The organism is Variovorax sp. LjRoot84, from assembly GCF_964254305.1.
Lineage (GTDB): Bacteria > Pseudomonadota > Gammaproteobacteria > Burkholderiales > Burkholderiaceae_C > Variovorax.
Genome location: NZ_CAXUTE020000001.1, coordinates 5,985,769 through 6,005,975, shown reverse-complemented (window position 1 = coordinate 6,005,975; position 20,207 = coordinate 5,985,769). Strand labels below are relative to the sequence as shown.

The following is a 20,207-nucleotide window of genomic DNA, read 5'->3' as shown; positions in this document are numbered from 1 at the left end:
TCCGGAGCTTGGACAATGAAGCGCGAGGCGCGTTCAGCCGCCCTTCTTGGCCCGCTTGCCGGGGTTCTTCTTGCTGCGCGTCGCGGTGCCGCGCTCGAGGCTGACCTTCTGGCCGCCACCCATCTTGGGCAGGTCGTAGCCGGGCATCGGAACGGGCTTGGGAGTGGCAATGCGGTCTGCCTCGGTGCGGATTTTCTTGGTCATGGAAAGCTCGGATAAAAAAGGTCGAAGGGCGTAATTAAGCCACATCGTCGAGCAACCGTACCTTGACGGTCTTGCCCTTGACGCGGCCGGTGGAAAGCTTGTGCACGGCCTCGCGCGCGATGCGCCGATCGACCGCCACATAGGTGGAAAACTCGTTGACGTTGATCTTGCCGACCTGGTCGCGCGTGAAGCCGGCCTCGCCGGTGAGCGCGCCCAGCACGTCGCCGGCGCGGATCTTCTCCTTGCGGCCGCCGACGATCTGCAGCGTGGCCATGGCCGGCTGCAGGGGTTCGGCCTGGGTGGCGGCGAGTCCGGCCAGAGGGTGCCATTCGGATTCGCGGCTCTGCAACTGCTCGATCTTCCCGACGCTGCCCATCTCGTCCATGCTCGCCAGGCTGAGCGCCAGGCCTTCGGCGTCCCCGCGGCCGGTGCGGCCGATGCGGTGGATGTGGATCTCGGGGTCGGGCGTGACGTCGACGTTGATCACGGCTTCGAGCTGCGCGATGTCGAGCCCGCGCGCGGCCACGTCGGTGGCGACCAGCACCGAGCAGCTGCGGTTGGCGAACTGCACCAGGACCTGGTCGCGCTCGCGCTGCTCGAGTTCGCCGAACAGGGCCAGCGCGCTGAAGCCCTGCGCCTGCAGCACCTGCACCAGGTCGCGGCACTGCTGCTTGGTGTTGCAGAAGGCCAGCGTGCTCGGCGGGCGGAAGTGGTTCAACAGCAGGCTCACGGCGTGCAGCCGTTCGCTGTCCTTCACCTCGTACCAGCGCTGGCGGATCTTGCCTTCCTCGTGCTGCACCTGCACCGTGATCTGCTGCGGGTTCTTCATGAACTGCGCGCTGAGCTGGGCGATGCCTTCGGGGTAGGTGGCGGAGAACAGCAGGGTCTGGCGCTCCTTGGGGCACAGGCGCGCGACCTTGGCGATGTCGTCGAAGAAGCCCATGTCGAGCATGCGGTCGGCCTCGTCGAGCACCAGCGTGTTGAGTGCTTCCAGATCGAGGCTGCCGCGCTCGAGGTGATCCATGATGCGGCCCGGCGTGCCGACCACGATGTGGGCGCCATGCTCGAGGCTGGCGAGCTGCCCGCGCAATGCGACGCCGCCGCAGAGCGTGACCACCTTGATGTTCTCTTCGGCGCGCGCCAGGCGGCGGATCTCGGTCGTCACCTGGTCGGCCAGCTCGCGCGTCGGGCACAGCACCATGGCCTGCACCGCGAAGCGGCGCGGATTGAGGTTGGCCAGGAGCGCCAGCGCGAAGGCGGCGGTCTTGCCGCTGCCGGTCTTGGCTTGCGCGATCAGGTCACGGCCGAGCAGCGCCGGCGGCAGGCTGGCCGCCTGGATCGGCGTCATCTGCAGATAGCCGAGCTGCTTCAGGTTCGCGAGCGTCTGCGGCGTCAGCGGCAGCGCGGCGAAGTCGGTGGCGGGACCCGTCACGGCAAGAGGATCAGCGGCGCTGCGAGTTGTTGCCGCTGTTGACCGGCGGCGGGCCGCGGCGTTCCAGGTGGCGGAAGGTGATGCGGCCCTTGGTCAGGTCGTAGGGCGACAGCTCCAGCGACACCTTGTCGCCGGCCAGGATGCGGATGTGGTGCTTGCGCATCTTGCCGCCGCTGTAGGCGATCAGCTGGTGACCGTTGTCCAGGGTCACGCGGTAGCGGGAATCGGGCAGCACTTCCGTGACTGCGCCGTTCATTTCGATCAGTTCTTCCTTGGGCATGAGGACTCCGAATAGTGTGTGTAGATGGTTCGAATCGGGCGCCTGCGCATTGCGACGCCGCAATGCGCGAACAAACAGTGAAACGGGCGCAGGCCGGGCCGGAAATGGCGCCCACCGGAGCGGACAGCGCGCTGTTCGCTTCAACGGTACGAAGGCAGTGGTGGCAATCATGGGCGCCCGGTCTGGCGCACCAACACACTGTGTGAGCCGGCTTGAGAGTGAAAGGCCTGGTATTCCAGGTCAGCCGGCTGAGTGACGAAATACTTCGTCGGGTATCGAAACGAACTCCGCATTCTAACCGAGATGGTATGACTGTTGCTTGGCAATGCACCGTCGGATCGAGGCGAAGGGCGGCAGATGCCGCCCTTCCTGCGTGAAGTGCTATCGAAAATGTAGCGAGCTCAGCGAGCGGAACGCGCTGCGCGCATCAGCAGCATCAGGCATGCGAACTGGCAAGCCGACCCGACCCAGCCGAGCGCGCCGACGCCGATCGCATCGATCGCCAACCCGCCGAGCGCGGAGCCGGACGCGATGCCGAGGTAGACCGCCGAGGCATTGAGCGAGAGCGTCATCGGTGCCTGCGCGGGTGCCAGGCGGATCAGCCGCATCGCCTGCGCCGGGCCGAAACCCCAGCCGGCAAAACCCCAGAGCGTCGCGAGCATGACGATCGCCGGCACGGCGGCCGAGCGCGGCAGGGCCTGCGCCGCCAGGGAGAGGCCGCCGAGGATCAGGACCAGCATCAGAGCGAAGGCCCGGGCGACGCGGTCGGCGTCGAAGCGGTCGGTGGCCCAGCCGCCAGCAGCGGTGCCGACGGCCGCGGCCACGCCGATCGCGCAAAGCACCGCGCCCACGCCTTCGGCGCCGAAGCCCAGCGTCTGCGTGAGGAAGACCGAGATGTAGGTGTAGAAGCTGAAGCCGCCGGTGGCCCACAGCACCGTGGTCAGCAGCGCGGGCAGCAGGCCCGGCTGGCGCGCCGCGGCGAGGGCCGGCGAGCGGGCTGCATTGTCTTGGGCTTCGCGCGGCAGTTGCCTCGGCAGGCCGTTGGCGAGGCCCAGTGCGCCGAGTGCCGCGAGGATGGCGACCAGCAGATAGGCCATGCGCCAGCCGCCCCAGCCCGCGATCCAGGCGCCGAGCGGCACGCCGAGCGCGACGGCGACGGTGCCGCCGCCGGTCACCACGGCCAGTGCGCGGCCGCGCAGGCTCGGAGCGGTCAGCGAGGCCGCGACCGCGCTTGCGGTCGGCAGGAACACGCCGGCCGTGAGCCCGAGCGCAACGCGCACCAGCGCCAGCTGCGCGAAGCTCTGCGCCAGCGAGCCCGCGAGCGCGATCGTCGCAAAGGCGGCCAGGCCCGCGATCAGCAGCCGGCGGCGCTCGATGCGCGCGAACAGCGCCGCCATCAGCGGCGAGCCGATCGCATAGCTCAGCGCGAACAGCAGCACCAGTTGGCCGGCGCGGGCCGCGCTCACTTGCAGATCGGCGGCCAACAACTGCAGCAGGCCCGCGATCATGAAGCTCTCGGTGCCGATCGCGAAGGCGCCGAGCGCGAGCCAGGCGAGGCTCCATGGCAGGCGATGGGTGGCCGTTGTTGCCGGTGCGGCGAGGGGCTGGGTGGCGCAGAGTTCGGTCATCTCGTACTCCTGGTGAGGTTCTCGATGGCTTGAGAATAGGATTGAAAGTGGACCAAAAAAAGATCCACAATCGACGAACTTCATGGAGCCAATTTTCGAACTGGCCATCGGCTTGCCGCCCGAGGGATCGCGCGATCTGCTGCGCGCGGTGCACCGGCAGCTGCGCGCCGCCATCCTCGACGGCCGGCTGCAGCCCGGCCTGCGCCTGCCGGCCTCGCGCGCGCTCGCGGCCACGCTTGGCATCTCGCGCAACACCGTGGTCGCGGCCTACGATCTGCTGCTGAGCGAGGGCTATCTGCTGGCGCGGCCGGGCGCCGGCACCTATGTGGCCGACACGCTGCCGCGTCCGCGGCGCGCGCCGGCTGCCGGCACCGGCCGGCCCGAGCGGCCCGATGCGCGGCTGGTTCCCCTGCGCAGCCCACGCATGGCGCGCGAGCCCGTGCTGCACTCGGCGCCGGCGCGCGACGACTTCCGCGTCGGCCTGCCCGAGGCCGGCGCCTTTCCCTTCGACATCTGGCGGCGCCTCTCCGACCGCGCGCTGCGCGCGATCACCCGCGTGCCGGCCGACTACGCCGATTCACAGGGCCAGCCCGCGCTGCGCGAGGCGATCGCGCGGCATGTGTCCTTCACGCGGGCGGTGGCCTGCACCGCGGCCGACGTGGTCGTCACCGCCGGCGCGCAGCAGGCCTTCAACCTGCTGGCGCGCATCCTGGTTGTGCCGGGCCGCACGGTGGTGGCGGTCGAGCAGCTGTTCTATCCGCCGCTGGGCCAGGCCATGACGGCAGCGGGCGCCAGGCTGGTGGCGGTGCCGCTCGACGGCGAGGGCTTGCGCGTCGACCGGCTGCCGCCGGATGTGCGCGTGATCTGCGTGACGCCTTCGCACCAGTTCCCGCTCGGCACCGTCATGTCGCCGCGCCGCCGCGCCGAGCTGCTCGCCTTCGCGCGCGAGCGTCGTGCGGTCGTGATCGAGGACGACTACGACAGCGAGTTCCGCTTTGCCGGTCGCCCGCTCGACGCGCTGCAGACGCTCGACTGCGCCGGCTCGGTCTTCTACGTCGGCACTTTTTCGAAAAGCCTCTTCCCGGCGCTGCGCCTGGGCTTCGTGGTCGCGCCGCCGTGGGCGCGCGCGGCACTGGTGCAGGCGCGCGAACTGGCCGACTGGCACAGCCCGGCGCTGGCCCAGGATGCGTTGGCCGCCTTCATTGCCGAAGGACACCTGGCGCGCCACATCCGCAAGATGCGCCGCGTCTATGGCGAGCGGCGCACCGTCCTGCTGGAGGCGCTTTCCAGGCATGCAGCCGGGCGGCTCGAGCTGATTCCGTCGGAGGCCGGGCTGCATCTGTCGGCCTGGCTGCACGGGCGCGGCCGTGCCGAGACGGTGGTGGAACGCGCGGCCGGCGCGGGCATCGCGCTGTCTTCGCTGGGGCGCTATGCGCTGGCGGGAACGGGCACGAACGGGCTGGCGTTCGGCTATGGGTTGATCGATGCGCAGCGGATCGAGGAGGCTGTCCAGCGCCTGGTGGGGTTGATGTAGTCGGCCACTTGCGAGCTGGTCGCTTGCGGCGCACCATCACACTCAACTTCGTTCCAAGGAGCGCGGCCATGAAGACTCGAGAATCGCCCCGACGGTTGTGGGCGTTGGTCGCCAGCGCCCTCTGGTTGTTCGCTCTGTCCATGCTCTCTGCGGCACATGCCGCCACCCCCGGCGCGCCGCGCCAGACCGAAGCCGTGTCCCCGCAGGTCCAGGCCCTCCAGCGCGCGGGCGACGCGGTCGTCGCACTGCGCATCACCGCGACCGAGGGCGCCACCTCGGCCGACACCCTCGGGATGCGGCGATCGGGCTCCGGCGTGGTGATCGGGCCCGAAGGCCTGATCCTCACCATCGGCTATCTGCTGCTGGAAGCCGAGACCATCGAAGTCATCACGCAGGACGATCGCACGCTGCCTGCGCGCCAGGTCGCCTACGACCTCGCGACCGGCTTCGGCCTGCTGCGCCCGCTGGTGCCGCTGCGCGGCGTCGAGCCGGTGCCGCTGGCAGGCGTCGCCGGCCTGACGCCGGGCGAGCCGCTGCTGGTCGCCACCGGCAGCAGCAGCGGCACCGAAGTGGGCTTCACGCGCCTGATCGCGACGCGGCCTTTCTCGGGCTATTGGGAATACCACATCGAATCGGCGCTCTTCACCAGCCCGCCGGTGGCCAACCACAGCGGCGCACCGCTCTTTAACCGCAACGGCGAGCTGGTCGGAATCGGCAGCCTGTTCGTGCTGGAAGCCGCGGGCGCCGATCGCACGCTGCCGGGCAACATGTTCGTGCCGGTCGAGTTGCTGCGCCCGGTGCTGGCGGAGATGCAGTCCACCGGCCGCACGCGGGCGAGCATCCGGCCCTGGCTCGGCCTGTCGTCCTCGGAACGCGACGGGCATGTGCAGATCGTGCGCGTGGACCGGCAGGGGCCCGCGCTGGCGGCGGGGCTTCAGCCCGGCGACGTGGTGCTGGAGGTCGACGGCATCGAGGTCGCCACGCTCGAGGCCTTCTACAAGCAGCTCTGGAAACGGCCGGCACCCGATGCGGAGGTGGTGCTCACGGTGCAGCAGGGCTCGGAGACGCGCAAGATCCGGATCCAGGCGGTCGACCGCATGCAGACCCTGCGCAAGCCTTCCGGTATCTAGGGATCTAAGGCGCGATCCCCAGCATCCTCTTGTTGGCCGCGGTGTCGACGCCGCCGGCCGCGAAGTCGTCGAAGGCCCGGTCGGCCACGCGGGTGATGTGGTCGGCGATGAATTTCGCACCCTCGCGGGCGCCGTCCTCGGGGTGCTTGATGCAGCACTCCCATTCGAGAACCGCCCAGCCCGGGAAGTCGGAGGCCGCCATCTTCGAGAAGATCGCCCTGAAGTCGACCTGGCCGTCGCCCAGCGAGCGGAAGCGCCCTGCTCTGTTGATCCATGACTGGAAGCCGCCGTAGACGCCCTGCTTGCCGGTCGGGTTGAACTCCGCATCCTTCACGTGAAAGATCTTGATGCGCTCGTGGTAGTGGTCGATGTAGGCCAGGTAGTCGAGCTGCTGCAGCACGAAGTGGCTCGGGTCGTACAGCAGGCAGGCGCGCGGGTGCTGCCCCACGCGCTCGAGGAACATCTCGTAGCTCACGCCGTCGTGCAGGTCCTCGCCCGGATGGATCTCGTAGCAGACGTCGACGCCGGCATCGTCGAAGGCATTGAGGATCGGCAGCCAGCGCCGCGCGAGTTCGTCGAAGGCCTCTTCGATCAGTCCCGGCGGGCGCGGCGGCCACGAATAAAGATAGGGCCAGGCGAGCGCGCCGGAGAAAGTCGCATGCGCCGTGAGTCCGAGATGGGCCGAGGCGCGGGCCGCCAGGTGCAGTTGCTCCACCGCCCACTGCTGGCGCCGGGCCGGGTTGTTGCGCACCTCGGGTGCGGCGAAGCCGTCGAAGCCGGCGTCGTAAGCCGGATGCACGGCCACCAGCTGGCCCTGCAGATGGGTCGAGAGCTCGGTGATCTCGATACCGTGCCGCTCCAGCATGCCCTTCACCTCGTCGCAATAGGTCTTGCTTTCCGCGGCCGTCTTGAGATCGAAGAGGCGGGCGTCCCAGCTCGGGATCTGTACCCCCTTGTAGCCGAGGCTCGCCGCCCAGCCGGCAATGGCGTCGAGCGAATCGAAGGGTGCGCTGTCACCCGCGAATTGGGCCAGGAAGATGGCCGGGCCCTTGATGGTCTTCATGGGTATCTCCTGGGGTCACGAACAGAAAAGAGGCGATCCTATCTCCGCGGCGCTGTCCGACGCAGCTGCGGGGTGGCTGTCGTCTGCGCGGGCCTTTCGAACGTTTCACAATACTCTTCTGTTCACCAAGGGCGGCGCGGCCCGCGCGGCGCCAGCCTTGATTGCGATGCCACAAACCGTTTCCGGACGCCTCAAGATCGGCCTGTCTGCCTGCTTCTCCCACGCCGACCCGGAGCGTTCGCTGTTCACCAACAAGACGCTGCAGTATGTCGAACAGTCCATCGCGCACTGGCTGATGTCGGCCGGTGCGATGGTGGTGATGGTGCCCTGCCCGACCGGCGAAACGGCGCGCGGCGACACCAAGCTCTCGCACTATGCGGAGTGGCTCGACGGCGTGGTGATGCATGGCGGCGCCGACGTCTGGCCCGGCAGCTACGGCGAGGTGCCGCTGAAGGACGCCTGGATCGGCGACCGCGTCCGCGACCTTTACGACCTTGCGCTGGTCGAGGCCTTCGAGGAAGTCGGCAAGCCGATCTTCGGCGTCTGCCGCGGCCTGCAGCTCATCAACGTGGCCTTCGGCGGCACGCTCTACCAGGATATCGAAGCGCAGCATCCCAGCGGCATCCGGCATCGCGACCCGGTGGCCTACGACCAGCACTTCCACGACATCCGCATCACGCCGGGCTCGCGCCTGTCGAAGCTCTATCCGGGCATGGAGACGGCGCGCGTCAACAGCATCCATCACCAGGGCGTGAAAGACATCGCGCCCGGCTTCGAGGTCGACGCTTGGAGCATCCCCGACCACGTGCCCGAAGCCATCCGCCGCCGGGTCGACCGCGGCCGCAGCTACATCGCCGCCACCCAGTGGCATCCGGAGTTCCACAAGTACGGCAGCACCGAAACCGTGGACGACACGGCCATCCTGCAGGACTTTCTCTGGGCCTGCGCGACCGCGAAGGTGAGCCCCCGGGGGCCGCTGCGCAGCGCGCCGGGCCGCATTCGCAACCGCGCGGCGCGGCTGCTGCGGCAGGCGCTGCTGATGCGCTAATTGCCGCTTAGCGGTTGCGGCTTCCGCTGACGGCCGCGTCGATGGTGCCGAACACCGTGATGCCGCTGCCGCCGGTGGTGGCGGAGCGGTCGCCGTCGGCGACGGCGCGCGATGCGCAGCCGGCGACGGTGCCGAGCGCCATCGCGACGAGGAGCATGGAAACGAGCTTCTTCACAGGAATCTCCTTCTTGATCAGCCGAGGTGCTTGCCCACGATACCCGCGAGCTCGAACATCGTCACCTGGTCCTTGCCGAACACCGGCTTGAGCTTGGCGTCGGCGTTGATGGCCCGCTTGTTGGCCGCATCCTGCAGGCCGTTGGCCTTGATGTAGTCCCACAGCTTCTTGATGACTTCGGTGCGCGCCACGGGTTCCGCGCCGATCACCGCGGCCAGGGCCTCGCTGGGCTTGAGGCCGGCGCCCGGCTTGCGTGGCGCCTTGGGAGCGGCCGCCTTCTTCGCGGGCGCGGCCTTCTTGGCTGCGGGCGTCTTCGTCTTCGCGGCAGCCGCCTTTTTTGCGGCCGCGGGCGCCGCCCTGGCAAAGGTCTTGCGCGGCGGGAACTTGCTGTCGCGCGGCGCGAACTCGAAAGTCACCTTGCCTTCGTCCTTGTTCCAGGCGAGGAAGGCCTTGAACGCACGGCGCGTGCGCATCGAGACGAACTTGTCGAGCAGGTCGGTCTTGCCGGTGGCGAGCAGCTTCTCGACCTGGGCGCGCTCCACCGGCTGCTGCAGGATGATCTTGCCGGTCTTGAAGTCGCAGCTCGGCGTCGGCTGCTCGGTCGTCGGCACCGACTTCTCGCAGACGTAGTTGCTGCCGTTCTCGAACACGCGTGCGCCGCACTTCGGGCACGGGCCCAGCGACTGCTGGCCGCTGAAGTCGATGATCTCGCCGCTCTCGGCATTCTTGTCGTCGCCGAAGTCGAACTCGAGCTTCCAGTTCTTCGCCTCCTCGTCGTACTTGAGCACGATCTCCGAGACGAAGGGCCAGCCGGCCTTGGAGCGAAAGCCTTCGAGCGGGCCGATGTGCTTGTCGCGCAGCAGCGCCTCGGCCTCGGCCACTTCGAAGGTGCGGCCGGCCGGCGACTTGCCGAAGGAGAAGCCGCAGGGCTCCTGGCCCAATTTGCCGGTGCAGGCATAGCGGCGGTAGTTCTCCTTCACCACGCCGCCGCAGTTGGGGCACGGCGTCGCCAGCGTCGCGTAGTCGCCGGGCACGGTGTCGCGGTCGTACTCCTTGGCCTTTTTGACGATGTGCTCCGTCATCTCGGCGATCTCGCGCATGAAGGCTTCGCGGCTGAGCTTGCCGTGCTCCATCTGCGCGAGCTTGTGTTCCCATTCGCCGGTGAGCTCGGCCTTGGAGAGTTCTTCCACGCCGAGGCCGCGCAACAGCGTCATGAGCTGAAAGGCCTTGGCGGTCGGGATGAGTTCGCGGCCTTCGCGGTGGATGTACTTCTCGGCCAAGAGTCCTTCGATGATCGCGGCGCGCGTGGCCGGCGTGCCAAGGCCTTTTTCCTGCATCGCCTCGCGCAGCTCGTCGTCGTCGATGGTCTTGCCCGCGCCTTCCATGGCGCCGAGCAGCGTGGCTTCGGAATAGCGCGCGGGCGGACGGGTCTTGAGTCCCTTGGTCTCCACCGATTCGGCGCGCACCATCTCGCCGGGCTTGACCGGCACCAGCCGCTTGCCGTCCTTGTCGTCTTCCTTCTCGTCGTCCTGCGCTTCCTTGCCGTAGATCGCGAGCCAGCCCGGCTTGACCAGCACCTTGCCGTCGGTGCGAAACGGGTACTTCCTGCCGCCCTGCTCCACCGTGCTGATGCGCGTGGTCACCTGGTACTCGGCGCTTGGGAAGAAGACCGAGAGGAAGCGCCGCACCACGAAGTCGTAGAGCCGCTGCTCGGCGTCCGACAGGCCGCTGGGCGCCTGCAGCGTCGGGATGATCGCAAAGTGATCGCTGACCTTGGCGTTGTCGAAGACGCGCTTCGAGGGCTTCACGTAGTTGTCGTCGAGCGCCTGCTTCGCAAAGGGCGCGAGATGCTTCATGCCGCTGTTGGCAAGCATGCCCATGGTCTGCTTGACCACCGGCAGGTAGTCCTCGGGCAGCGCGCGCGAGTCGGTCCGCGGATAGGTCAATGCCTTGTGGCGCTCGTAGAGGCTTTGCGCGAGCGCGAGCGTGGTCTTGGCGCTGAAGCCGAAGCGGCTGTTGGCCTCGCGCTGCAGCGAGGTCAGGTCGAACAAGAGCGGCGAGGCCTGCGTGGTGGGCTTGCTCTCTTCGGTGACGCTGGCGGGCTTGCCGCGCGCGGCCTCGGCGATGGCCGTGGCGTCCCGCTCGTTCCATACGCGGTCGGCGCGTTGCTCGGGATCGGGCACGCCGTCGGGGCCGGGCGGCGGCTTCTTCCAGTTCGGATCGAACCACTTGCCGGGGTATTCGCCGGCCACGGCAAGGAAGCTGCCGTGCACTTCCCAGTAGTCGCGGCTCACGAACTTGCGGATTTTTTCTTCGCGCTCGACCACCACCGACAGCGTCGGCGTCTGCACGCGGCCGACGGTGGTCAGAAAGAAACCACCGTCGCGCGAATTGAAGGCGGTCATCGCGCGCGTGCCGTTGATGCCGACCAGCCAGTCGGCCTCGGAGCGCGAACGCGCCGCGTCGGCCAGGCCCTGCATCTGCTGCTCGTTGCGCAGCTGCTCGAAGCCGTCGCGAATGGCCTGCGGCGTCATCGACTGCAGCCACAGACGCTTGACCGGCTTGCCCAGCGGCGCCTTGCCGCCGGCGTACTGTTCGATCAGGCGGAAGATCAACTCGCCCTCGCGGCCGGCGTCGCAGGCGTTGATGAGCTGGGTCACGTCCTTGCGCTTGGCCTGCTTCACCACCGCGTTGAGGCGGGTCTTGGTCTTGTCGACCGGCTTCAGGTCGAAGCGCGGCGGGATCACCGGCAGGTTGGCAAAGCTCCACTTGCCGCGCTTCACGTCGAACTCCTCCGGCGCCTGGATCTCGACCAGGTGGCCCACGGCGCTGGTGACGACGTACTTCTCGTTCTCGAAATGTTCCTCGTGCTTGTCGAACTTGCCGGCCACCGGCGTGAGCGCGCGCACGATGTCCTGGGCCACCGATGGCTTCTCTGCAATTACCAAAGTCTTCATTAACAGTTCCTCGTATTCAGGCCGGCGCCGGGCCGCCCCCAAGGCGGCCTGCGGCCCCCTCGGGGGGCAGCGACGACACGCAGTGCGGGAGCGTGGGGGTCACATCTACAATCTGGCGCTTCTCGCGTGCGTACGCGCACGCGCATGCGTACATATTCAAACTAACAGACTTCGGCGATGCCTTCCAAATCCCCTATTTCCGGCGGCCGCCGCATCCAGACACGGCGCTCCGGCGTTCACGGCAACGGCGTGTTCGCCGTGCAGGACCTCGCGGAGGGCGAGACGCTGATCGAATACAAGGGTGAGCTCATCACCTGGAAGGAGGCCTTGCGTCGCCATCCGCACGACCCGGCGCAGCCGAACCATACCTTCTACTTCCACATCGATGACGGGCGTGTGATCGACGGCGGCGTGAAGGGCAATGCCGCGCGCTGGATCAACCATTCCTGCGAGCCCAACTGCGAGGCCGACGAAACCGACGGCCGGGTCTTCATCAAGGCACTGCGCAACATCGCGGCCGGCGAGGAGCTCAACTACGACTACGGGTTGATCATCGACGAGCCCTACACGAAGAAGCTCAAGGCCGACTTCCCCTGCTGGTGCGGCTCCGAAAGCTGCCGCGGGACCCTGCTGGCGCCCAAGTCCGACGACAAGAAAAAAGACAAGAAGAAAAAGAAGGACAAGAAGAAGGCCAAGAAGAACGGCAAGGACGACAAGCGCTGACCATGGCCGCCCCCTGGTTCGAAGACGAGATCGCCGCCGCCCTGGCCCCGCTGCTGCCGGGGCTTTCGGTCGAGGTCGTTGCCGAGATCGATTCGACCAGCAGCGAGCTGATGCGGCGCGCCCGCGACGGCCGCTCGTCGCCGGTGCTGCTGGTGGCCGAACGGCAGACCGCCGGCCGGGGCCGCATGGGGCGCCTCTGGCAGAGCGCACAGCAGCCAGGCGAACCCGCCTCGCTGACCTTCTCGCTCGGCCTGCCGCTCTTGCCCAGGGACTGGTCGGGGCTTTCGCTCGCGGTCGGCGTCAGCGTGGCGGAAAGCCTGGACCCGTCGAAGGCCGGGGGCATTGCGCTCAAGTGGCCCAACGACCTGTGGGTCGAGGACCGCAAGCTCGGCGGCATCCTGATCGAAACCGCCCTGCCCCAGAACGGCACGGCCGAGCGCTACCTGGTGATCGGCATCGGCCTCAACATCGGGCCGCGCGAGGCCGCGGGCCTCAGCACCGCGCCGGCATGGATCCGGCAGTGGCGCCCGCGTGCCACCGCGCCCGAGCTGCTGCGCGAGATCGTGGTGCCGCTGGTGGACGACGTGCTGCTGTTCGGCGAGCGCGGCTTCGTGCCCTTTGCCGAGCGCTTCGCAGCGCGCGACATCCTGCGCGGCCGCGAGGTGCTGCTCAGCGACGGCACCGTGGGCCGCTGCGAGGGCGTGGGCTGGGGCGGCGAACTCCTGGTCCAGACGGCCTCGGGCATGAAGACGATCACCAGCGCCGAAGTCAGCGTGCGGCCGGTGCAATAGGCATGTTGCTGCGCGCACTGGTTCTTCTGCTGCTGGTGGCCAATGTGGGCTACTTCGCGTGGACCCGCGGCGGGCTTGCCATGTTCGGCACGACGCCGGCACGCTTCAGCGAGACCGAACCCGAACGGCTGGCGCAACAGCTGCGGCCGCAACTGCTGCAGATCCGCAAGGACGAGGCGCCTGCTGCGCTGAAACCTTAGGCGTTGTCGCCCCCGTCGGCGTCGAAGCGCAGGCTGAAGCGCGTGCCCGGTGGGCGCTGGCCCGGATGGGCGTCTTCCAACTGCACCGTCGCATGGTGCTGCCGCGCGATCTCCCGCACGATCGGCAGGCCCAGCCCCGAGCCGTCGGCCTCGTTGCCGAGCACGCGGTAGAAGGGCTCGAACACCAGCTCCCGTTCGTGCTCGGCGATGCCGGGGCCGTTGTCCTCGATCTGCAGCACGATGATGCGGCCGAAGGGATCGCCCAGCACGCGGGCCGTGATCACGCCCGGCCGCTCGGGCACCGAGGGCGTGTAGTTGATGGCGTTGTCGACCAGGTTGCGCACCAGCTCCTTGAGCAGCGTCGGGTTGCCCTCGAGCACGACGCCCGGCGCGCCCGCCTCGGCGCCGTCGTAGCCCAGGTCGATGCGCTTCTCGATCGCACGCGGCACCGCCTCGCGCACCACCTCGATGGCGAGGCGCGCCAGGTCGCAAGGCTGGCGCGCGATGCTGGCGCCGCTGCCCTCCGCGCGCGCCAGCGACAGCAGCTGGTTCACCGTGTGCGTGGCGCGCATGCTCGCGCGGCCGATCTGCTTGAGCGACTGCTTGAGCTCGTTCGCATTGGCGCCCTCGCGCTGCGCCAGGTCGGCCTGCATGCGCAGCCCCGCGAGCGGCGTCTTGAGCTGGTGCGCCGCGTCGGCCAGGAAGCGCTTCTGCGTGCCGATGGAATCGTTGAGCTTGCTCAGCAGGTCGTTGACCGACAGCACCAGCGGCACCACCTCGAGCGGCACCGAGGATTCGTCGAGCGGGCTCAGGTCGCCGGGCCGGCGCTCGCGGATGCGCGCCTCCACCACCGACAGCGGCTTGATGCCGCGCACCAGCGCGAGCCAGATCAGCAGCACCGCGAGCGGCAGGATCGCGAACTGGGGAAGCAGCACGCCGCTGATGATCTCGGCGGCGAGCACCGACTGCTTCTTGCGCGTCTCGGCCATCTGCAGCAGCACCGGGGGTTCGTCGGCCGTGGCGCTCGCCACCCAGAGCGAGGCCACACGCACCGGCTTGCCGTGCATCTCGCCGTCGCGCAGGTACACGGTGCCCGTCACCGGCGGCTCGTCGGTATGGGGAAAAGGGACGTCACGCTCGCCGCTCAGCAGCTCGCCATGCCCGTCCAGCACCTGGTAGTACACGCGGTCGGCGTCGTCGCCGCGCAGGATCTCGCGCGCCGCCTGCGGCAGCACGAACTGCGCCGCGTCCTGCTGCAGGTTCACCAGCTTGGCCAGCGTGCGGAGGTTGTGTTGCAGTTCGCGGTCGAAGGGCGCGTTGGCGATGCCCTGCGCGACCAGCCACGTGACGCCGATGCTGACCGGCACCAGCAGCAGCAGCGGCGTGAGCATCCAATCGAGGATCTCGCCGAAAAGGGAGCGCTGCGCGCGCTGGAAGAGCTTCACCGAAGGCTCAGGGGAATCACGGGATCTTCTCGAGGCAGTAGCCGAGGCCGCGCACGGTGGCGATGTGGATCGGGCCCTTCTCGATCTTCTTGCGCAGCCGATGGATGTAGACCTCGATCGCGTTGAGGCTCACTTCCTCGCCCCACTCGCAGAGCCGCTCGACCAGCTGGTCCTTGCTCACCAGCCGGCCGGCGCGCTGCAGCAGCACCTCGAGCAGGCCGAGTTCGCGCGCCGAGAGCTCGATCATCTTGCCGTCGATGGTCGCCACGCGGCCGGCCTGGTCGTAGACCAGCGGGCCGTGCTTGATCGCATTGCTGGTGGCGCCCATGCCGCGCCGCGTGAGCGCGCGCACGCGCGCCTCGAGTTCCTGCAGCGAGAAGGGCTTGGCCATGTAGTCGTCGGCGCCGTAGTCCAGGCCCTTGACGCGTTCCTCGACGCTGTCGGCCGCCGTCAGCACCAGCACCGGCAGCTGCGAACCGCGGGCGCGCAGCCGCTTCAAGATTTCGAGGCCGTGCATGTTGGGCAGGCCGAGGTCGAGGATCAGCAGATCGAATTCGCTGTTGGTCATCAGCGCGGCATCGGCCTGCGAACCGGTCGCCACATGGTCGACGGCCGAACCCGAGGTGCGCAGACTGCGCAGCAGGGCATCCGCCAGCACCTGGTCGTCTTCCGCAATCAGTATTCGCATGGCGTGTCTCCAGACGCTGGGATTCTAGGCCGCGGCATAGGCTTCGAGACCGATGGTTACCACGGTGGCGATCTCGTCGCCGACGCTGGCGCGGAACTCTTTTTCTGCCTGCGCCACGGCATGGCGGAAGGCTTCCAGCCAGGCGAGGCCGTCGGCGGTGAACAGCACGCGCCGGGCGCGCGCATCGAGCGGGTCGGGGCCGCGCGTCACCAGGCCCCAGGCCTCGCACTGGTCGACCAGCGTGCCCATGGCCTGCTTGGTCATGCCGGCGCGCTCGGCGAGTTCGGTCAGGCGCGAGCCTTCGCGCGACAGATGGCGCGTGATGTGGATGTGCGCCGCGCTCACCTGCGCGCGCGCCGCGAGGTTCGACAGCGCCAGCGGCACGTCGGCATCGTGCGCCATCAGCGCCAGCACGCGCTCGTCGAAGCGGCGCATGGCATGGCCCAGCAGGCGGCCCAGGTGGGTTTGGCGCCAGGCGTCGGGGTCGATCGGAAATGCAGCGTCTATCAAGTGCGATCGATAGTAAAGCAAACTGACCAAAAAATGGGTTTACTCGAATCCATCAACCTCTACACTACTGTTCAAGCATCCAGCCTGTGATTAAAAGCAGATTGGATGAGCCCAACACAACCCGTTGATATTCAAGGAGATTTCCACATGGACGCACTCGTCAAAGGCACCAGCATCTCGGTCGCAGGCAGCGAAAAGGCCAAGGCCCTCCAGGCCGCGCTGGCCCAGATCGAAAAGCAGTTCGGCAAGGGCACGATCATGCGGCTGGGCGAAGGCGAGGCGCTGGAAGACATCCAGGTGGTCTCCACCGGCTCGCTCGGCCTCGACATCGCGCTCGGCGTCGGCGGCCTGCCGCGCGGCCGCGTGATCGAGATCTACGGTCCGGAATCCTCGGGCAAGACCACGCTCACGCTGCAGGTCATCGCCGAGATGCAGCGCCAGGCCGGCACCTGCGCCTTCGTCGATGCCGAGCACGCGCTCGACGTGCAGTACGCGCAGAAGCTCGGCGTGAACCTGTCGGACCTGCTGATCAGCCAGCCCGACACCGGCGAGCAGGCGCTGGAAATCGTCGATTCGCTGGTGCGCTCCGGCGCGGTCGACCTGATCGTGATCGACTCGGTCGCCGCGCTCACGCCCAAGGCCGAAATCGAAGGCGAAATGGGCGACTCGCTGCCCGGCCTGCAGGCCCGCCTGATGAGCCAGGCGCTGCGCAAGCTCACCGCCACCATCAAGAAGACCAACTGCATGGTCATCTTCATCAACCAGATCCGCATGAAGATCGGCGTGATGTTCGGCTCGCCCGAAACCACCACCGGCGGCAATGCGCTGAAGTTCTACGCCTCGGTGCGCCTGGACATCCGCCGCATCGGCACCATCAAGAAGGGCGACGAGGCGATCGGCAACGAGACCAAGGTCAAGGTGGTGAAGAACAAGGTTTCGCCGCCCTTCAAGACGGCCGAGTTCGACATCCTGTTCGGCGAAGGCATCAGCCGCGAGGGCGAAATCATCGACATGGGCGTGAACGCCAAGATCGTCGACAAGTCGGGCGCCTGGTATGCCTACAACGGCGAGAAGATCGGACAGGGCCGCGACAACGCGCGCGAGTTCCTGCGCGAGAACCCGGCGCTCTCGCGCGAGATCGAGAACAAGGTGCGCGAATCGCTGGGCATTCCGCTTCTGGCCGAAGCGGCAGACGTCACGCCCGCCGAGAAGTAAGCCTCGTGCAATGGCTTTCAGCGCTCCTTCTCTCAAAGGCCGCGCCCTGCGTCTCCTGAGCCAGCGCGAGCATTCGCGCAGCGAGCTCGAGCGCAAGCTGGCCAAGTACGAAGAAGAGCCCGGCACGCTGGCGCGTGCGCTCGACGAGCTGGCCGCCAAAGACTTCATCAGCGAGGCGAGGGTGGTGCAGTCGGTGCTGCACCAGCGCGCGGCCCGGCACGGCGCCGCGCGCGTGCGCCAGGAGCTGCTGCACAAGGGCGTTGCGCCCGAAGCGGTGGCCGAAGCGCTCGCAAGCCTCTCGGGCAGCGAGTTCGACCGTGCGCTCGAAGTGTGGCGGCAGCGCTTCGGCACGCTGCCGCATGACGCGGCGGAGCGCGCGAAGCAGACGCGCTTTTTGCTGGCGCGCGGATTTGCCAGTGCCGTCGTCGCCAAGGTGCTCCGACATGACCCCGATGAATGAAAACAAGTCGCCCCTGTCGCGCGTGATCACGCGGCAGGTGGCCTGCGACTGGCGCCGCGCCTATGCAGTGGCGGCCGACCCGGTGCGCCTGCCCGAATGGGCCAGCGGCCTGGCCGACGGCGCGGTCAGCCGCGAGGGCGGGCACTGGGTCGCTCAGACCTCGTCGGGCCGTGCGCGCCTGCGTTTTGCGCCGGCCAATGAACTCGGCGTGATGGATCACTGGGTGTTGCCGGAGGGCGCCCCCGAAGGCGCCCCCGAGGTCTACGTGCCGTTCCGCGTGATCGAGGTGAGCCCCGGCCGTTGCGAACTGCAGTTCACGCTGCTCCGCCTGCCGGGTATGGACGACCAGGCCTACGAACGCGATGCGGCCTGGATCGCGCGCGACCTGCAGGCCTTGAAGCAGCTGCTCGAGCAGGCCTGAGCCGCGCGGCTCAGAGCCCGAGCATCAATTTGAGGTTCTGCACCGCGGCGCCGCTGGCGCCCTTGCCCAGGTTGTCCAGCCGCGCGATGACGACGGCATGGCGGTGGTCCTCGTTCGGGAACACGCGGATCTCGAGCTCGTTGGTGTCGTTGAGCGCGAGGGCGTCGATCTTGCCGTCCTCGGTGGGCGGCAGCACCTTCACGAACTTTTCGGGCGTATTGCTCTTCGCGTAGTGCGCGGCCAGCGCCTCCTGCAGGTCGCCCGCCTTGGGCCGGCCGGGCAGCTCGTCCAGGTGCAGCGGCAGCTGCACCAGCATGCCCTGCTTGAAATTGCCGACCGAGGGGATGAACACCGGCCGGCGCGTGAGGCCGGTGTACTTCATGATCTCGGGGATGTGCTTGTGCTTGAGGCCCAGCGCGTAGGTCTCGAACAGCGGTGCCTTTCCGCCCTCGTAGGCCTCGATCATGGTGCGGCCGCCGCCCGAGTAGCCGCTGACGGAGGGCAGGGCGATCGCATGGTCGGCCGGCAGCAGGCCGGCATCGACCAGCGGGCGGACGATCGCGATCGCGCCGGTCGCGTAGCAGCCGGGGTTGGCCACGCGCTCGGCCTTGGCCACGGCCTCCTTCTGGCCGGCCACCAGTTCGGGGAAGCCGAACACCCAGCCTGCGGCGGTGCGGTGCGCGGTCGAGGCGTCGATGATCTTGGGGCGGCGGCCCTGGCCTTCGAGCTGGTCGATGAGCGCCACCGACTCGCGCGCGGCATCGTCGTGCAGGCAGAGCACCACCAGGTCGACGCCGGCCATCAGCTCGCGCTTGGCGGCCACGTCCTTTCGCAGCTCCGGCGCGATGCTCACGAGTTCGATCTGCGGCATCTGCTGGAGCCGCTCGCGAATCTGGAGGCCGGTGGTGCCGGCTTCGCCGTCGATGAAGACCTTGGGCATGGTGGAAGCCTCGGATTACCTGGGAAGTCGCGTAAGAAGAAATTACGTATTGGCCGCAGCCACGGCGGGCCGTTGGTGCGGCGCACCATGATACAGTCGCCTGCTGTCCGCCGCCCGATTCCCCAATCGCCGTGGCCCGCGGACAACAGCCAAATTCTCCCGTTCTCAACCTCGTTCCGAGAGACACCCTCATGAAGATTCACGAGTACCAAGGCAAGGAAATTCTTGCCAAGTTCGGCGTGCCTGTGCCGCGAGGCATTCCGGCATACACGGTGCAGGAGGCGGTGGAAGCCGCCCAGAAACTCGGCGGCCCCGTGTGGGTGGTCAAGGCCCAGATCCACGCGGGCGGCCGCGGCAAGGGCGGCGGCGTGAAGGTCGCCAAGAGCATCGACGACGTCAAGAAGCTCGCCGGCGACATCCTCGGCATGCAGCTCAAGACCCACCAGACCGGCCCCGAAGGCCAGAAGGTTCGCCGCCTCTACATCGAGGACGGCGCTGACATCCAGAAGGAATACTACGTCTCGGCCGTCACCGACCGCGCGACGCAGAAGGTGGCCTTCATCGCTTCCAGCGAAGGCGGCATGGACATCGAGGAAGTCGCGCATTCGTCGCCCGAAAAGATCATCACCGTCTTCGCCGACCCCAAGGACGGACTGACCGACGCGCAGGCCAAGCAGATCGCCGACGGCATCGGCATCCCGGCCGATTCCACCGCGCAAGCCGTGGACATCTTCAAGAAGCTCTACACCTGCTACATGGAGACGGATGCCTCGCTGGTCGAGATCAATCCGCTCAACCGTGACAGCAAGGGCAACATCATTGCCCTGGACGCCAAGTTCAACTTCGACAGCAACGCGCTGTTCCGCCACCCCGATATCGTGGCCCTGCGCGACCTCGACGAAGAAGACGCGGCCGAAGTCGAAGCCTCGAAGTTCGACCTCGCCTACATCTCGCTGGACGGCAACATCGGCTGCCTGGTGAACGGCGCCGGCCTGGCCATGGCCACCATGGACACCATCAAGCTGTTCGGCGGCGAGCCGGCCAACTTCCTCGACGTGGGCGGCGGCGCCACCCCCGAGAAGGTGACCGAAGCCTTCAAGATCATGCTGAAGAACAAGAATGTCGAGGCCATCCTGGTCAACATCTTCGGCGGCATCATGAAGTGCGACACCATCGCCACCGGCGTGATCGCGGCCTGCAAGGCTGTGAACCTGCAGGTGCCGCTGGTGGTGCGCATGAAGGGCACCAACGAGGTCGAAGGCAAGAAGCTGCTGGCCGGATCGGGCCTGCCCATCATCAGCGCAGACACCATGGCGGAAGCGGCCCAGAAGGTCGTGGCAGCAGTGAAGAAAGCCTAAGGAAA

Annotated in this window: 21 protein-coding genes; 10 read left to right on the top strand and 11 right to left on the bottom strand. The window is 67.9% G+C overall.

Translation table 11 applies throughout. The annotated features are described in order from the left end of the window. Positions 1-33: 33 nt before the first annotated feature. The 4 genes from ACSQ9I_RS29595 to ACSQ9I_RS29580 form a co-directional block, all read right to left on the bottom strand. Positions 34-204 (bottom strand): hypothetical protein, encoded by a 171-nt coding sequence (locus ACSQ9I_RS29595; RefSeq protein WP_436315531.1) that lies wholly within the window; start codon positions 202-204, stop codon positions 34-36. 34 nt (positions 205-238) lie between these two features. Beyond that, complete coding sequence (gene dbpA / locus ACSQ9I_RS29590; RefSeq protein ID WP_436291978.1) at positions 239-1,636, bottom strand: ATP-dependent RNA helicase DbpA; 1,398 nt, start codon at positions 1,634-1,636, stop codon at positions 239-241. A gap of 10 nt (positions 1,637-1,646) precedes the next feature. Next, on the bottom strand, positions 1,647-1,916 hold the full coding sequence (infA, locus tag ACSQ9I_RS29585; protein WP_028249914.1) for a translation initiation factor IF-1: 270 nt from the start codon (positions 1,914-1,916) through the stop codon (positions 1,647-1,649). 401 nt (positions 1,917-2,317) lie between these two features. Then, positions 2,318-3,544 carry an MFS transporter gene (locus tag ACSQ9I_RS29580; RefSeq protein WP_436315530.1) on the bottom strand — a complete coding sequence of 409 codons (1,227 nt, stop codon included), beginning with the start codon at positions 3,542-3,544 and terminating at the stop codon, positions 2,318-2,320. 82 nt (positions 3,545-3,626) lie between these two features. On the opposite strand from ACSQ9I_RS29580, the gene ACSQ9I_RS29575 reads away from it, so the two are divergent. Further along, positions 3,627-5,078, top strand: coding sequence for a PLP-dependent aminotransferase family protein (locus ACSQ9I_RS29575; RefSeq protein WP_436315529.1), 1,452 nt, complete (start codon positions 3,627-3,629; stop codon positions 5,076-5,078). 68 nt (positions 5,079-5,146) lie between these two features. Next, positions 5,147-6,208 (top strand): S1C family serine protease, encoded by a 1,062-nt coding sequence (locus ACSQ9I_RS29570; RefSeq protein WP_436315528.1) that lies wholly within the window; start codon positions 5,147-5,149, stop codon positions 6,206-6,208. A gap of 4 nt (positions 6,209-6,212) precedes the next feature. Here ACSQ9I_RS29570 and ACSQ9I_RS29565 read toward each other — a convergent pair whose 3' ends face one another. Then, positions 6,213-7,271 (bottom strand): sugar phosphate isomerase/epimerase family protein, encoded by a 1,059-nt coding sequence (locus tag ACSQ9I_RS29565; protein ID WP_436315527.1) that lies wholly within the window; start codon positions 7,269-7,271, stop codon positions 6,213-6,215. 166 nt (positions 7,272-7,437) lie between these two features. Here ACSQ9I_RS29565 and ACSQ9I_RS29560 point away from each other — a divergent pair, with 166 nt between their 5' ends. Then, positions 7,438-8,319, top strand: a complete 882-nt coding sequence (locus tag ACSQ9I_RS29560) for a gamma-glutamyl-gamma-aminobutyrate hydrolase family protein (protein ID WP_436306049.1) — start codon at positions 7,438-7,440, stop codon at positions 8,317-8,319. Positions 8,320-8,326: 7 nt separating this feature from the next. Here ACSQ9I_RS29560 and ACSQ9I_RS29555 read toward each other — a convergent pair whose 3' ends face one another. Further along, on the bottom strand, positions 8,327-8,494 hold the full coding sequence (locus tag ACSQ9I_RS29555) for a hypothetical protein (protein ID WP_436315526.1): 168 nt from the start codon (positions 8,492-8,494) through the stop codon (positions 8,327-8,329). 17 nt (positions 8,495-8,511) lie between these two features. After that, positions 8,512-11,451: a DNA topoisomerase III gene (locus tag ACSQ9I_RS29550; RefSeq protein WP_436315525.1), complete on the bottom strand. Its 2,940-nt coding sequence runs from the start codon at positions 11,449-11,451 to the stop codon at positions 8,512-8,514. Positions 11,452-11,628: 177 nt separating this feature from the next. On the opposite strand from ACSQ9I_RS29550, the gene ACSQ9I_RS29545 reads away from it, so the two are divergent. The 3 genes from ACSQ9I_RS29545 to ACSQ9I_RS29535 are packed head-to-tail and all read left to right on the top strand — an operon-like array spanning position 11,629 to position 13,165. Further along, the gene (locus tag ACSQ9I_RS29545; RefSeq protein WP_436306047.1) at positions 11,629-12,174 is read left to right on the top strand and encodes an SET domain-containing protein; all 546 of its coding nucleotides are present in this window, start codon (positions 11,629-11,631) and stop codon (positions 12,172-12,174) included. Positions 12,175-12,176: 2 nt separating this feature from the next. After that, positions 12,177-12,965: a biotin--[acetyl-CoA-carboxylase] ligase gene (locus tag ACSQ9I_RS29540; RefSeq protein WP_436315524.1), complete on the top strand. Its 789-nt coding sequence runs from the start codon at positions 12,177-12,179 to the stop codon at positions 12,963-12,965. A gap of 2 nt (positions 12,966-12,967) precedes the next feature. Beyond that, positions 12,968-13,165: a sporulation protein gene (locus ACSQ9I_RS29535; RefSeq protein WP_093108540.1), complete on the top strand. Its 198-nt coding sequence runs from the start codon at positions 12,968-12,970 to the stop codon at positions 13,163-13,165. On the opposite strand, the gene ACSQ9I_RS29530 is transcribed toward ACSQ9I_RS29535, so the two are convergent. Genes ACSQ9I_RS29530 through ACSQ9I_RS29520 form a run of 3 tightly spaced genes read right to left on the bottom strand, consistent with a single transcriptional unit; the run spans position 13,162 to position 15,808 of the window. After that, positions 13,162-14,610, bottom strand: a complete 1,449-nt coding sequence (locus ACSQ9I_RS29530; protein WP_436315523.1) for a sensor histidine kinase N-terminal domain-containing protein — start codon at positions 14,608-14,610, stop codon at positions 13,162-13,164. The genes ACSQ9I_RS29535 and ACSQ9I_RS29530 overlap by 4 nt on opposite strands. A 16-nt stretch (positions 14,611-14,626) precedes the next feature. Then, entirely contained in the window at positions 14,627-15,298 is a 672-nt protein-coding gene (locus ACSQ9I_RS29525; protein ID WP_086920396.1) for a response regulator, read from the bottom strand. Between the two features lie 24 nt (positions 15,299-15,322). Next, the gene (locus ACSQ9I_RS29520; RefSeq protein ID WP_093108696.1) at positions 15,323-15,808 is read right to left on the bottom strand and encodes a MarR family winged helix-turn-helix transcriptional regulator; all 486 of its coding nucleotides are present in this window, start codon (positions 15,806-15,808) and stop codon (positions 15,323-15,325) included. 147 nt (positions 15,809-15,955) lie between these two features. On the opposite strand from ACSQ9I_RS29520, the gene recA reads away from it, so the two are divergent. The 3 genes from recA to ACSQ9I_RS29505 are packed head-to-tail and all read left to right on the top strand — an operon-like array spanning position 15,956 to position 17,904. Then, positions 15,956-17,023 (top strand): recombinase RecA, encoded by a 1,068-nt coding sequence (gene recA / locus ACSQ9I_RS29515; protein WP_436306043.1) that lies wholly within the window; start codon positions 15,956-15,958, stop codon positions 17,021-17,023. 10 nt (positions 17,024-17,033) lie between these two features. Next, a complete protein-coding gene (recX, locus tag ACSQ9I_RS29510; protein ID WP_436315522.1) occupies positions 17,034-17,483 on the top strand; it encodes a recombination regulator RecX in 450 nt (149 codons plus the stop codon). Continuing rightward, entirely contained in the window at positions 17,467-17,904 is a 438-nt protein-coding gene (locus ACSQ9I_RS29505; protein ID WP_436315521.1) for an SRPBCC family protein, read from the top strand. The genes recX and ACSQ9I_RS29505 overlap by 17 nt, the downstream gene beginning before the upstream one ends. 10 nt (positions 17,905-17,914) lie before the next feature. On the opposite strand, the gene argC is transcribed toward ACSQ9I_RS29505, so the two are convergent. Continuing rightward, positions 17,915-18,844 carry an N-acetyl-gamma-glutamyl-phosphate reductase gene (gene argC / locus ACSQ9I_RS29500; protein WP_436315520.1) on the bottom strand — a complete coding sequence of 310 codons (930 nt, stop codon included), beginning with the start codon at positions 18,842-18,844 and terminating at the stop codon, positions 17,915-17,917. 191 nt (positions 18,845-19,035) lie between these two features. Between argC and sucC the strand changes: the two genes are divergently transcribed. Beyond that, positions 19,036-20,202 carry an ADP-forming succinate--CoA ligase subunit beta gene (gene sucC / locus ACSQ9I_RS29495; protein ID WP_436315519.1) on the top strand — a complete coding sequence of 389 codons (1,167 nt, stop codon included), beginning with the start codon at positions 19,036-19,038 and terminating at the stop codon, positions 20,200-20,202. The last annotated feature ends 5 nt before the right edge of the window (positions 20,203-20,207 follow it).